The sequence below is a fragment of the Anaeromyxobacter dehalogenans 2CP-C genome, from assembly GCF_000013385.1.
In the GTDB taxonomy this organism is placed as follows: Bacteria; Myxococcota; Myxococcia; order Myxococcales; family Anaeromyxobacteraceae; genus Anaeromyxobacter; species Anaeromyxobacter dehalogenans_B.
Map to the genome: position 1 here is coordinate 393,045 of NC_007760.1, position 12,917 is coordinate 405,961.

Consider the following 12,917-nt stretch of genomic DNA (forward strand, 5'->3'; position numbering starts at 1 on the left):
GTGCTCGAGGCGATGGAGATCGCGGTCGTGATGCTCCCGGTGGTGCTGGTCGCGGGGATGCTCGTCCGGCTGGTGGCGCGCGGTCAGGCGCAGGTGCTGCTCTGCATGGAGTGCGAGCTGTGCATGGGCGCGTGCCCGCTGTGCGCCAAGCGCGGCGAGGCGTTCCCCGGGCCGAAGGGGATCCTCGCCGCGGCGAAGACGGGCAAGGTGGAGGCCGCGATCGCCGCGGGCGCGCTCGACTGCACCTCCTGCGGCGCCTGCACGCGCGTGTGCCCGCGCGGCCTCGCCCCGCAGGTCGAGGTGGAGCGGTGGCGCGCCGCGGCCGAGCGGGAGGGGACGCGCGGCGCGGCACGGGGACCCGCGTGAGCGCCCGTCCTCCATCGGCCGGACGGACGGCCATCGCGCTCGCGTGCGCCGCCGGTCCGGCGCTGGCCCCCGCGCTCGCGTCGGCGCAAGAGCCGGCGCTCCCCGCCGTGGTGCTGGACGAGCAGGTCATCCGGCTGCCTCGGGCCGAGGCGGAGGGTCGGCCGCCGGCGACGATCACCGTCGTGGACCGCTCGACCTTCGAGGGCGAGGCCAAGGACGTCGGCCAGCTGGTCTCCGCGGCCCCCGGCGTCGTCGTGGAGGAGCACGGCGGGATGGGCCAGCTCACCACCGTCTCGATCCGCGGCTCGACCCCGGACGGCGTCAAGGTGCTGCTGGACGGCCTGCCCCTCAACACGGCCTTCGGCGGCGGCGTGGACCTCTCCACCATCCCGCGCGCGTGGGTGGACGCGGTGGAGGTGGTGCGCGGACCCGAGGGCGCGCGCTACGGCGCGGGCGCGCTCGGCGGCGCGCTGAACGTGGTCACGCGCCGACCGAGCGCGGGGAGCTGGAGCCTCGAGACGGGGGGCGGCTCCTACGACACCGCCCGCGTCGCGGCCGAGCTCGCCGCCGCGGTGGGGCCCGGCTCGCTGATGGTGGCCGCGAGCGCCGACACGACCGGCGGCCGGTTCCCGTTCCGGCTCGATCCAGGGCTCCCCGGCGGTCCGACCGTGGCCGCGATGCGCGAGAACGCCGAGGCCCGGCGCGCCGGCCTGCTGGCGAAGCTGGCGCGGCCGCTGTCGCGCGGCCGGCTCGACGCGCTCGTCGAGGTGTCCGGCGGGCACCGGGGCCTGCCGGGCTTCGCCGCCTCGCCCACGCCGTGGGCGTGGCAGGACGACGCGCGGCTGCTCGCGATGGGGCGCGTGGCGCGCTTCGGCGCGATCGGCCCGGCCACGCTCGCGACCCGCGGGCACCTGCGGCTCGACCGCCTCGACGCCCGCGTCACCGGCCCGCGAGACCCGCCCGTCCGGCAGCGCGGCAGCGCGGCCGGGCTCGCGCTCGACGCGACGGGGTCCCACGCGCACGGCGTGCTCAGCGCCTCGCTGGAGGCGTCGGGAGAGCTCATCGACGCCGACGGGCTGGGCCGGCGGCGCGAGCTGCTCGGCGTCGCGGCGGCGGTGTCGGAGGATCTCGCGCTCGCCGGCGGTCGCTTCCGGCTCGCCCCCGCGGTCCGCGCGGAGCGGGCGGGGCGGTTCGGCGGGGTGTCCGGGACCCTCGGGCTGGGCGCGCGCCTCGGGCCCGCGCTGCGCGCGCGCGCGAGCGTCGGCCGCACCTTCCGCCCGCCCGGGGTGGCGGAGCTGCACCTGCAGCAGGGGCTCCTGGTCCCGAACCCGGACCTCCGGCCGGAGACGGCGGTGGCCGTCGACGCCGGCCTCGTCGCCGACGGCCGCGCCGGCCTCGTCGCCGTCACCGGCCACCTCACCCGCTACGACGATCTCGTCGTCTACGAGCCGAGCGACGCGTTCGGCAGGCTGAAGCCGTTCAACTCGGGGCGCGCGATGGCGAGCGGCCTCGAGGTGGAGGGCGCGACGGCGCCGGTCGGCGGCCCGCTGCGCGCGAGCGCCAGGGGGAGCTACACCTTCCTCGCCACCGAGCTGCTGCGGGGCGCGCCCGCCGAGGTGGGCCACTGGATCCCGTACCGGCCGCGCCACCGCGCCGTCCTGCGCGCCGCGCTCGCGCCGGGGCCGGCGACGGCGCACGTCGAGCTTCACCACCTGGGCCGCCGCTACCGCGACCGGCGCGGCGTGAACCCGATCCCGCCCTCGACCGTCTGGAACGCCGGGCTGAGCGCGCGCGTCGCGCGCCACCCCGACGTGCGCATCCAGCTCGAGGTGCTCAACCTCGCCGACGACCGGACGCTCACGGACGGCCTCGGCGATCCCCTCCCCCCGCGCACCGTGATGATCACGCTGCGCGCCGGGTCCACGCCCCAGGAGAACGCGCCATGAGAGCAGCCACCATCCTCGGAACCCTCGCCGTCGCGGCGCTCGCAGCCTGCGACTCCGACGCGACCTGCCCCGAGGGGCAGGTGGAGTGCGCCGGCCGGTGCGTCGCGCTCGCGACCGACCCGCTGAACTGCGGCGCGTGCGGCGTGGCCTGCGGGCCCGGCGCCACCTGCGGCGCGGGCGCGTGCGGGTGCGGCCCCGGGACGGTCCTCTGCGGCGCGACCTGCGCGCAGCTGGAGAGCGATCCCGACCACTGCGGCGCCTGCGGGAGCGCGTGCCGGGACGCGCAGGTGTGCAGCTCGGCCGGCGGCGCGGCCGCCTGCGCCGACGCGTGCGGCGAAGGGCAGGTCGCCTGCGGCCGCGCCTGCGTCGAGCTCGCGTTCGACCGCTACCACTGCGGCGCGTGCGGGACCGTGTGCCAGCCGGGGGAGGCGTGCGACGCAGGGACGTGCCGCTCCCTGCAGGTCGCGTGCTTCGCCACCGACGACGTGCGGCCGATCGCGCCGGACCTCGCCGCCGCGGGCTCGCCGCGGCCGGCGGGCGACGGCCCGATCGCGCTCGCGGCCCTGGGCGGCGACGTATGGGCCGCGGCGGCGCTCTCGGGGAGCGTGATCCGGCTGCCGCTCGACCTCTCCGCGCCGCCCGTCGAGCACGCGCTGCACGGCTCGGACCTGGAGGGCATCGCCGCCGCGTCCGACCGCTTGCTGGTCTCGAACTCGGGCGGCGGCTCGGTGGCAGTGGTCGATCCCGTCACCGGGCGCGTGCTCGACGACGTGCTCATCCCCGGGCTCCCGGGCGCCAACCCGCGCGGCATCGCGGTGCTGGACGGCAAGGCCTACGTGGCGCTGTACGGCCGGGACGAGGCGAGCGGCGGGCAGGGGGTGGCGGTGCTCGATCTGTCGCGCCTCGCCGGGTGCGCCGCCGCGCCCTGCGCGACGGTGGAGCGCGTGGTGGACCTGCGCGGCGCGGCCGACGCCGGCGGCCTGCCGTTCCCGGGCAAGGCCGTCGCCGCCGGCGGGCGCGCGTGGATCACGATCGCGAACCTGGCGCGCGACACCGACCCGGCGAGCTGGACCTACGGCTACTACGTGAAGCCGGCCGGCCCGGGACGGCTCGCGGCGCTGGACGGCACGTCCGACGCCGTGCAGCTGGTCTCGCTCGGCGACGGGTGCCGGAACCCGGGCGCGCTGGCGGTGGACGGCGCCACGCTCTGGGTCTCCTGCGGCGCGGCGGGCGCGGCCGGCCTCGTGCCGGTGGACGTGTCCGATCCCCGCGCGCCGGTGGTCGGACCCGTGCTCGCGACCGCCTTCGACGCTCCCGGTGCCGTGGCCATCTGCCGCGGAGCGGGGTTCGTGGCCGACCAGTATACAGGTCGGGTGCAGCGCTTCGACCCGGTGACCAGGACGAGCGAGGAGACGGTGACCGCCTGCCCGGTGGGTGCGCAGGGCTGGGCCTGGGCCGCGGATCTCCTGTGCGCTCCCGCGCGCTGAGCGCGCGCCGGCGGGACCGGCAGGCCCGAGCCATCAACCAGGGGAGATCGCGACGCGGAAGGCGACCATGAAGCTCCACGACATCCACCTGCTCGACCTGTTCGATGTCGGCACCGATCAGGGCTGGCTCAGCATGCACCAGCAGCGCATGGTGCTGCACAGCGCGGCGGCGGTCAGCATCATGCGTGCGCAGCTCGTCCGCAGCCTCGGGCACGACGCGGCGCGGGCCATCGTGTTCCGCTGGGGCTTCGCCCAGGGCTACTTCGACGCGATGATGACCTCGGACCACCTCGCCAGCCTGGAGCCGGTGGATCGGTTCGTGTTCGGCTGCACGCTCCACACCATGGAGGGCATGGTGCGGGTGGCGCCCAAGGTCATCGAGGCGAACGGCCCCGGGAAGCTGCACATGGAGGCCAACTGGTGGCACTGCGCCGAGGCCGACGACCACGCGCGCGTGCTCCCGGCCGGCCTCACCAGCTCCTGCTGGGCCACCCTGGGCTACGCCTCGGGCTTCGCCACCTACGTCATCGGCGCGCTCATCCTGTTCAAGGAGCTGTCCTGCCGCTGCTCCGGCGCGCCGTGCTGCTCGGTGATGGGCAACGACATGGAGGGCTGGGGGGAGCGGGCTGCGGAGATCGAGGGCCGCTACACGCTCGCCGGCGAGACGTCCTTCACGCAGCAGTGGAAGGAGATCCACCGGGAGTGCGAGCGGGCCAGGGCCGCCCGCAGCGCGGCGGCGGCGGCGCACCCGGCGCCCACCGCGACGCTCACCTCGGTGAGCGGCCCGGACCGCACCACCGGGCCGCTGAACTTCGTCGTCTGCAGCCAGTCCATGACCGAGCTGCTGGCGCTGGCGGAGCGCGTGGCGCCGCTCGAGATCAACGTGCTCATCGAGGGCGAGAGCGGGACCGGCAAGGAGTTCCTGGCGCGCTACATCCACGAGAAGAGCCTGCGCGGCGACGCGCCCATGGTGGCCATCAACTGCGCCGCGCTCACCGAGGGCCTGCTCGAGTCGGAGCTGTTCGGGCACGTGCGCGGCGCGTTCACCGGCGCGGTCCGCGACAAGCCCGGCCTGTTCGAGCACGCCGGGAGCGGCACCATCCTCCTCGACGAGATCGGCGAGATGCCGCTCTGCCTCCAGGCGAAGCTGCTGCGCGCGCTCGAGACGCGCGAGTTCCGGCGGGTGGGCGGCGAGAAGGTGCTGCGGCTCGGCGCGCGGGTGGTCGCCTCGACCAACCGCGACCTCCGCCGCCAGGTGCAGGCGGGCGCGTTCCGGGAGGACCTGTTCTACCGCCTGGGCGGCTTCGTGCTCACCATCCCGCCGCTCCGCGAGCGGCGTGAGGAGATCCCGGCGCTGGCGCACTACTTCCTGCACTCGACCGCGCGGCGCTGGAACAAGGGGGTCCAGACCATCAGCCCGGGCGCGATGCGGCGCCTGATGAGCTATCCGTGGCCGGGAAACGTCCGCGAGCTCCAGCACGCCATCGAGCGCGCGACGGTGGTGGCCTCGCAGTCGGTGCTGACCGTCAAGGACCTCAACCCGGAGATCGCGGCGACCGGGGCGCCCGCCGAGTGCGACCTCGACGTCGAGGCCAACGAGCGGCAGCTCATCGAGGAGGCGCTCCGGCGGTTCCACGGCAACCGCAAGGAGGCCGCGGCGGCGCTGCGCATCAGCCCGGTCACCCTCTGGCGGCGCGTGCGGAAGTACGGCCTGTCGATCACGTGACCGCGGCCCCGGCCCGGAGCGCGGTGAGCGCCGCCGCCTTCAGGGCCCGATGCTTCGACACGCTCGCGGCGGGCGCCACGGCCCGGTCCAGCTCCGCACGGACCGCGTCGCGGAGGGCGGCCGGCGAGAGGCGCGCGCCGAGCAGCCGCGCCTCGGCCTCGGTGGCGCGCCAGGGACTCGGCGCCACGCCGCCCAGCACGACGCGCGCCGCGGTGACGAGCTGGCCGCGCACCGCCACGCGCCCGGCCACCGAGGCGGTGATCGTGTCGCGAACCCGGCGCGCGTCGAAGAAGGCCATCTCCCCGGCCACGGGCCAGCGCAGGTGCACGCACGTCAGGATGTCGGCCGGGGTGGTGCAGGCGGGACGCGGGCCCGCGGTCCGGCGCGGCGGGTAGAGCCGGTCGAGGGGGAGCCGGACCATGCCCGAGATGCTGTGCGCCTCGACCCTGGCGTCGTGGGCGATGAGCACCGGGGCGAGCGAGGAGGGGTGGGCACACGCACAGGCCTGTCGATCGAAGAGCGCGCCCTCGGCCGCCCAGCGCCCCTCCAGCGGGCAGCGATCCGCCCCCAGCCGGCGGCACGGGCGCCCCTCGGTGCGCAGCGACCAGCAACGCGGGTACTGCAGGAGGTTGCCGCCGACGGTCGCGGCCGCGCGGACCGCGGGCGTCGCGGCCATGCCGGCGGCGCGCGCGACCTCGGGGAACCGGGCCAGCACCACCGGGCTCTGCGCGAGCTCCTGGAGCGTCACGAGCGTGCCGATGCACAGCCCGTCGTGCCGGACCTCGACCCGGTGTAGCTCGGCGAGCCCGCGGATGCACACCACGGTGGCCGGCGCCCGCGGCGCGAGGCGCAGCCGCTCGCTCACGTCCACGCCGCCTGCCACCACCACCGCGCCCTGGTACGCGCGCCACGCCGCCTCCGCGAGCGTGCCGGCGAGGTGCCACTCGGGAAAGCCGCGCGCACGCGCTCGCGCGCGCCTTGTGTCCGGGGCGATCACGCCCTCGCCCCGTTTCACGAAGCGGGCCAGGGCGCGCCGCTCGCGGCGCGCCCGCCATTGCGCTGGCGCGGCGCGCTCGCCTCGCCGGCGCGGTCGTTTCACGCGGCGGCGCGCGCTTCAAGGTGAACGCGCGCGTGACCGGAGCGCGCCGCGCGGCACGCGGGTTGCTCCGGGAGACGCCCATGACACCTCCAACTCCTGCGGCGCGCCGCACCTCGGGTCGCCCGCGCGCGGGCGCGCGTCGCGCGCCGCTCCTCGTGGCCGCGGTGGTGCTCGGCGTGGCGACGCTGGTGATCGCCGACCGGACGCTGGGCGGCTCCGGGGCGCCGCGCACGGACGCACCAGCGCCGCCGTTGCGGGTCGGAGCCGTGAGCGGCGGCGGAGAGATCGATCTCGCGCGGCTACGCGGGCGCGCCGTGGTGGTGAACTTCTGGGCGCCCTGGTGCGCGCCGTGCCAGGCCGAGCTGCCGGATCTCGCGGCGGTCAAGCAGGACCTGGCGGGACGCTGCGTCGAGCTCGTCGGGATCGCGGGCGATGGCACGCGGACCGAGGTGGCGCAGGTCGCCGCGCGGCAGCCGTATCCGATCGGCTTCGACGAGCGCGGGGACGCGATGCGGGCCTGGCGCGTGGAGTCGGTGCCCACGACCTACCTCGTGGACGCGGACGGGAAGGTTCGTACGGTGATCCCCGGCGCCGTCGGCCGCGAGGAGCTGCTCGAGGCGCTTCGCCCGATCATCCCGGCGACGTGTCCGGCGGGGTGAGCGCGGGCCGCGCGCGCTTCGCGATGAAGCGCGGGGTTTCGGGTTGAAAGGTCGATCGCGCCGCCGAGCGGGTCGAGGTGGTCGAGATCCGGGCGGATGGGTGGGCGGCACGCCCGTTGAAGAGCGCCCGCTCCACATCACCGCCGCCGCTGGACGGGCGGCCAACGGAGAGGTCGTGACCAACATGAAACCGCATCCATGGAAGCCCATCCTCGCGCTCCTCGCGGCGATCACCCTGGCGACGCCCGCGGCCGCGAAGGAAGGCGGCGATCAGTACCCGGTGGGCGTCGACGGCCTCGCCGCCGGCGCGCTCCCTCCGCCGGGCACCTACCTCCTGAGCATGGTCGCGCTCGTGCACGGCGACGTCCAGGATGCCGACGGGCACGACGCGGGCGTCGAGGCGAACGCGCAATTCGGCGTGCTGCGCCTGGTCCACGTCACCAAGCTCCGAGTGCTCGGGGCGCAGTACGCGTTCGGCGCGATCCTGCCGTACTGGCACCAGAGCGCGAAGATCCGCACGCCGGCGGGCAAGCTGGAGCTGGACGCGGACGGCCCCGGCGACATCACGCTGAACCCCGTCTACCTGAACTGGCACCTCCCGCGGAACCTCCACCTGCTCGCCACCGTGGACCTGAACCTGCCCACGGGGCGCTTCCGCACCGACGGCGGACTGAGCCAGGGCGTCGGCTACTACAGCGTCAGCCCGGCCGTCGCCGCCACGTGGTACGCGCCCGGCGGCTTCGAGGCCTCGGGGAAGCTCCTGTACAACCTCAAGCGCGAGAACCCCGTCACCGGCGTCCGGTCCGGCGACGAGCTCGAGCTCGACTTCGCGGTGGCGAAGCTCTTCGGGCCGTTCGAGGCCGGCATCGGCGGCTACTACGCGGTGCAGACCACCGACGACGAGCTGGATGGCCAGAAGGTCAACGCGAAGGCCGAGGGCCTCGCCCTGGGCCTCCAGGCCGCGTATCAGGCACCGTTCGGCACGTTCATCGGCATGTGGCACCACGACGTGACGAGCGACAGCCGCCTGCAGGCGGATCGCGTCTTCCTCAAGTTCATGCTCCCGCTGTAGCACCCGCGGCGGGGCAGGTCGGGTCGTCCGATCCCCGGCCTGCCTCGCACGCGGTCCCGGCGGTGCGTGCTCACCGCGGGGCGAGCGCCAGCGCGAGGCCGAGCAGCGCGGCGTAGACGAGCCCCACCGCCGCCATCCGCGGCGTGAGCGGGATGAGGCGCACGCGTTCACGTACGGTGAACAGCGTCCGGAGCGCGCCGGCGGCCATCGGGGCCGAGGCGAGCGGCAGGAGCATCCAGGGCCCGAGGCCGAGCAGGAGCCAGGAGCCGAGCGGCGCGAGGTACGCGAACGCGACGAGGCTCGCGATCTCGACGCGGTTGAAGCCCGGCCCGTGGAGCACCGCGCCCGTCCGCCAGCCCTTCACGCGGTCGAACTCGTGATCGCGGAGGTCGTCCACCAGCAGCACCGCGGTGACGAGCGCGCCCACCGGCAGGCCGACGAGGTAGACCGGCAGCGGCAGCGACGCGAGCAGCCGCCACGGCTGCGGCGCGCCCTGCACCGCGGCCGCCTGGATGAAGTACGTGCCCACCACGCCGACCACGCCGAACATCAGCACGAACAGCGGATCGGCCTGGCCTCGGCGCGCGTAGGCCCAGGGGCCGCCGTTGTACGAGAGGCTGGTCACGATCCCGAGGACGCCGAACGCCAGCACCGGCGCGCCGCCGATCCGGTACAGGTACGGCGCGGTCGCCAGGGCCAGCAGCAGGCAGCCGACCACCGCCAGGCGCAGCGTGGCGAGCCGCAGGGCGCCCGTCTCCACCGCGTGGACGAGCTCGGGGTGCTCCGGGAGCTTCGGGTGCAGCCGGAGCAGCTCGTGGTTGTCGGTGAAGAGCCCCGCCACGTGGATGACCCACGAGCCGAACAGGCCCACCAGCGCCGGCCACGGCGAGAGCACCCCGAAGTGAACCGCCAGGCCGAGGCCGACCAGCACCGGCTGCGCCGCGGTGGGGAGCGAGTGCGTGGGGTACACGAGCAGGTCCACCCAGATGCTCCGCGCCGACACGGCCGGGATGGCGCCGGCGGCGGCGAGCTCCTCGGAGCGGCCGGAAGGGGCGGGCGATGGCGTGCTCACCCCCACAGCTTCGATCAACTGGGGGACCGCGGCGCGCCGGTGGTGCGCGGCATGGCGCCGCGCACGACCCGGACCGCCGCCCGCCGGCGCTCACCGCCGCACCCGCGGTGGCGGGGAGGGCGGCCGCGTGGCGGCGGCGGGCCCACGAGCCGTCCCGGGCGCCGAGGCGGTCCATCCCGTCGCCGAGCCGGCCGCGACCTCGCCGAGCGCGCCGGCGATGCCCGCCGTGAAGACGGCCCACAGGCCGATCCAGAGCGCGGCGAGGAGCGCTCCGACGGCCAGGTCCGGCGAGCCGCGGGCGGCGCGCGCGAACCGGATGGCGGGCAGGCGCCTCGGGGCCGGAGGGGCGGCCGGCGCCGGCCGCGGCGCCGGCGTGGGGAGCCGGGGGGCGAGGGCCTGCGGGCCGCCGGTCAGCCAGAGGGCGCCCCAGGAGGGCGCAGCGCTGGAGGGTGACGCTCGAGACTTCATGTGGTTTCTCCCTGTGCTCGCCGCGCGGCCTGCGCGGCACGTGGAGGATGTACCGATGTCGAAGCGCGGCTTGAACGCGCAGGGCGGCGCGGGCCCCGCGCAGCAACGCGCGGGGCTGGACTGGGGCCACCTCGAGTTCTTCCTCGAGCTGGTGCGCACCGGCAGCCACGCCCGCGCGGCGCGGCGGCTCGGGGTGGACCGCAACACCGTGGCGCGCCGGGTGGCGGCGCTGGAGGGCGCCCTCGGCCTGGCGCTGTTCGAGCGCGGGCCGCAGGGCTGGGCGTGCACCACCACCGGCCAGGAGCTGGCCGAGCTCGCCTCGCGGGTCGAGCAGGACGTGCTCGCGCTCGCGCGCCACGCCGACACGCGCGACCGCGCGCTCGACGGCACGGTGCGGCTCACCACCGCCTCGCACCTCGCCACGCACCTGTTCCTGCCGGCCGTCGGCGTCCTGCGCGAGCGGCACCCCGGGCTCGTCCTCGAGATCGCCGCCGACCAGCGCGCCTTCGACCTGACCCGGCGCGAGGCCGACCTGGCCGTCCGCATGGGCCGCCCGCGCGACGCCGGGCTGGTGACGCGCAAGCTCTCCGACGTCGCCTACGGGCTGTACGGCGGCCGCGCCGCGCTGGGCGGGAGGTCGCGCGCGGTGGACTTCGCGGCGGACCCGTTCGTCGGGCTCGACGAGGGCCACGCCGCCGTGCCGCAGGAGCGCTGGCTGGAGCGCGTCGCGCCGGCGCGCCGGATCGTGTTCCGCTGCAACAGCACCACCGCGCTCATCCAGGCGGCGCGGCTCGGGCTCGGGGTGGCGGTGCTCCCGCGCTTCGTGGCCGACCGCGATCCGGCGCTGGTGCGGCTGGACGGTCCGGAGCCGGCGCCGCACGAGCTGTGGCTGCTCGTGCACGGCGATCTGCGCCGCACGCCCCGGGTGCGGGCGGTCATCGACTGGCTGGACGGGCTGGTGGAGCGGGCCCGGCCGGCGCTGTCGGGCCAGGCCTAGCGCCGGCGCGGGCCGCGCGGGCCGGCGCGCCGCGCCCGGCTCGCCGTCCGTCCGGCGGGCCCGGGGCGGCGCACCGCGCGCACCTTCCCGCTCGCGGCGCCCCCGCAGAAGAAGAGCCCCGCGCCGTCGGACTCGAGCCCGCTCACCAGCACGCCGCGCGGCATGGCGAGGCGCGCCCGCACCGCGCCGCCGTCGGGGTCCACCCGGCGCAGCTCGCTCTCGCCCGCCTCCATCGTCCCGTGCCACAGCTCGCCGTCCACCCAGGTGACCCCGGTGACGAAGCGATCCGACTCGATGGTGCGGAGGACGGCGCCGGTGGCCGGATCGAGCCGGAGGATCCGGCGCTCCCCGTAGCGCCCGAGCCACAGGCTCCCCTCGGCCCAGCACAGGCCCGAGCCGCCGGCGCCCTCTGGCGCGGGGATGCTGCCGAGGACCGCCCCGGTGGTGGGGTCCACGCGCAGGATCCGGTCGCCCGCGAGCTGGTAGAGGTGCCGGCCGTCGAAGGCGGTGCCGGCGTCGCACGCGACCTCCAGCGTGCGGACCGGCTCGCCGCTCGCCGGGTCGAACGCGACGAGCCGCGCGCCGGTCGCCGCCCAGACGCGCTCGCCGTCGAAGCTGACGCCGTGCACCGGGGCGCCGTCGAACGGGCCGTACTCGCGCACCACCTCCGCCTCGCCGACGTCCTCGCGCTGCGCCGCGCCCGCGGCGCCCTTCCTCGCTCCGGGGCTCATCCCTGCCCGATAGTGCGGGGGAGCGGCAGCAGCAACGCCGGGTTGAAGCCGCTCACGGGGGCCGCGACCCAGCGGCGCGCCCGCCCGCGCCCGAGGGCGCGGACGGCGCGGCGCTCGGCGAGGACCGTCAGGCCGCGCTGGACCGTGCGCCGGCTGGCGCCCAGCGCGAGCGCCAGCGCCGAGGACGACCAGGCCTGGCCGTCGGCGAGCAGGGCCGCGAGCGCCGCGGCCGGGCCGTCGGCGTCTCCCGCCGCGGCGGGCGGCGCGAGCACCGCCACGCCCGCTCCGGCGCGCGGCGCGAGCGCGAACCCGGCCGGCGTGGCGCGCACCGCCGCCAGGTCGCGGACCGCGCGGCGCAGGCGGGCCACCTCCACCCGCAGCCGCCCGCGGAGCGACGGGGTGGCGCGGGCCGCGCCGAACGCGCGGCGCACCAGCAGCTCGCGCGGCGCGTCGCCCGGCCAGGCCTCCGCGAGGGCGCGGAGCAGCGCGAACAGCACCGGCCGGCGCGCGAGGTCCACCGCCGCGCCGCCGCGGCCGGCGGTGCGCCGGCAGCCGTCCACGACCAGCCGGTCGCTCCGGCGGAGCGCCTCGACCTCCTCGAGCCGGAGCGGCTGCTCCCCGCCGGCCGAGAGGAGCCGTGCGGCCGGGCTCGCCAGCGCGTCGCCGGCCCGCTGCACCTCCGTTGCGAGCGCCGGGATCCCGGCGCGCGCCGCCGCCCGCCGGGCCCGCGCGTGCGCGTCCGCGGCGGCCGCGCTCCGCCCGCGTCGGAGCGCGACGTCGAGCGCGGCGAGCCCGGCGACCGCCGCGAGCGCCGGCGGCGCGCCGCGCAGGTCGAGCCGGCCGAGCGCGCGGTCCGCCTCGGCCACGCGGCCGGCGAGGAGCAGCCGCCGGACCGCGAGCAGCCGGGCGTGGAGCGCGTTCGCCCGGTCGCCGCCCGCCTCGAGCGCGCGCGCCGCGTCGTCGAGCGCGCCCGGCGGCCCGGCCGGACCGCGCGCGGCGAGCGCGATCTCCGCCTCCGCGGTGGCGCAGCGCGCGCGGGCGAGCGGCGCCGCCGGCCCGAACGCGCGCGCGGCCCCCCGCAGCAGCCGCCGCGCCGCGTCGAGCTCGCCGAGCTGGGCCATGGCGATGCCCCGCAGCGCGAGCCCGGTCGCGTCGCGCCGCAGCGCCACCTGCCGCAGCGCGCCGAGCGGATCCCCGGCCTGGAGCGCGCGGGCGGCGGCGGCGACGGCGTCGGGGGGCGCGGGCATCGGTCCGGGATCGTAAGCGGGGAAGGGCCCGCGCTCACGCGCCGGTC

General features: G+C 77.3%; 12 protein-coding genes. 7 read left to right on the top strand and 5 right to left on the bottom strand.

All coding sequences use genetic code 11. The features are described 5' to 3' along the window. The 4 genes from ADEH_RS01720 to ADEH_RS01735 all read left to right on the top strand — a co-directional run bounded on the left by ADEH_RS01720 (position 1) and on the right by ADEH_RS01735 (position 5,525). The gene (locus ADEH_RS01720; protein WP_011419394.1) at positions 1-366 is read left to right on the top strand and encodes a 4Fe-4S dicluster domain-containing protein; all 366 of its coding nucleotides are present in this window, start codon (positions 1-3) and stop codon (positions 364-366) included. Continuing rightward, complete coding sequence (locus ADEH_RS01725) at positions 363-2,312, top strand: TonB-dependent receptor plug domain-containing protein (RefSeq protein WP_011419395.1); 1,950 nt, start codon at positions 363-365, stop codon at positions 2,310-2,312. The genes ADEH_RS01720 and ADEH_RS01725 overlap by 4 nt, the downstream gene beginning before the upstream one ends. Then, on the top strand, positions 2,309-3,799 hold the full coding sequence (locus ADEH_RS01730; RefSeq protein ID WP_011419396.1) for an MXAN_6577-like cysteine-rich protein: 1,491 nt from the start codon (positions 2,309-2,311) through the stop codon (positions 3,797-3,799). Before ADEH_RS01725 ends, ADEH_RS01730 begins: the two co-directional genes overlap by 4 nt. Before the next feature lie 67 nt (positions 3,800-3,866). After that, on the top strand, positions 3,867-5,525 hold the full coding sequence (locus ADEH_RS01735) for a sigma 54-interacting transcriptional regulator (RefSeq protein ID WP_011419397.1): 1,659 nt from the start codon (positions 3,867-3,869) through the stop codon (positions 5,523-5,525). On the opposite strand, the gene ADEH_RS01740 is transcribed toward ADEH_RS01735, so the two are convergent. Next, positions 5,518-6,522 carry an FAD binding domain-containing protein gene (locus ADEH_RS01740; protein ID WP_011419398.1) on the bottom strand — a complete coding sequence of 335 codons (1,005 nt, stop codon included), beginning with the start codon at positions 6,520-6,522 and terminating at the stop codon, positions 5,518-5,520. The two genes, ADEH_RS01735 and ADEH_RS01740, sit on opposite strands and share 8 nt — an antisense overlap. 182 nt (positions 6,523-6,704) lie before the next feature. Here ADEH_RS01740 and ADEH_RS01745 point away from each other — a divergent pair, with 182 nt between their 5' ends. Next, complete coding sequence (locus ADEH_RS01745; protein WP_011419399.1) at positions 6,705-7,283, top strand: TlpA family protein disulfide reductase; 579 nt, start codon at positions 6,705-6,707, stop codon at positions 7,281-7,283. Between the two features lie 184 nt (positions 7,284-7,467). Then, positions 7,468-8,355: a SphA family protein gene (locus ADEH_RS01750; RefSeq protein ID WP_011419400.1), complete on the top strand. Its 888-nt coding sequence runs from the start codon at positions 7,468-7,470 to the stop codon at positions 8,353-8,355. Between the two features lie 70 nt (positions 8,356-8,425). On the opposite strand, the gene ADEH_RS01755 is transcribed toward ADEH_RS01750, so the two are convergent. Beyond that, the gene (locus tag ADEH_RS01755; protein WP_232287405.1) at positions 8,426-9,427 is read right to left on the bottom strand and encodes a prenyltransferase; all 1,002 of its coding nucleotides are present in this window, start codon (positions 9,425-9,427) and stop codon (positions 8,426-8,428) included. A 90-nt stretch (positions 9,428-9,517) separates the two neighbouring features. After that, positions 9,518-9,895 (bottom strand): hypothetical protein, encoded by a 378-nt coding sequence (locus tag ADEH_RS01760; RefSeq protein ID WP_041453260.1) that lies wholly within the window; start codon positions 9,893-9,895, stop codon positions 9,518-9,520. A 55-nt stretch (positions 9,896-9,950) separates the two neighbouring features. On the opposite strand from ADEH_RS01760, the gene ADEH_RS01765 reads away from it, so the two are divergent. Further along, positions 9,951-10,892, top strand: a complete 942-nt coding sequence (locus ADEH_RS01765; RefSeq protein WP_011419402.1) for a LysR family transcriptional regulator — start codon at positions 9,951-9,953, stop codon at positions 10,890-10,892. On the opposite strand, the gene ADEH_RS01770 is transcribed toward ADEH_RS01765, so the two are convergent. Both ADEH_RS01770 and ADEH_RS01775 read right to left on the bottom strand, forming a co-directional pair. After that, positions 10,889-11,623: a Vgb family protein gene (locus ADEH_RS01770; RefSeq protein WP_011419403.1), complete on the bottom strand. Its 735-nt coding sequence runs from the start codon at positions 11,621-11,623 to the stop codon at positions 10,889-10,891. The genes ADEH_RS01765 and ADEH_RS01770 overlap by 4 nt on opposite strands. Then, positions 11,620-12,870 carry a hypothetical protein gene (locus ADEH_RS01775; protein WP_011419404.1) on the bottom strand — a complete coding sequence of 417 codons (1,251 nt, stop codon included), beginning with the start codon at positions 12,868-12,870 and terminating at the stop codon, positions 11,620-11,622. Before ADEH_RS01775 ends, ADEH_RS01770 begins: the two co-directional genes overlap by 4 nt. Positions 12,871-12,917: the final 47 nt, after the last annotated feature.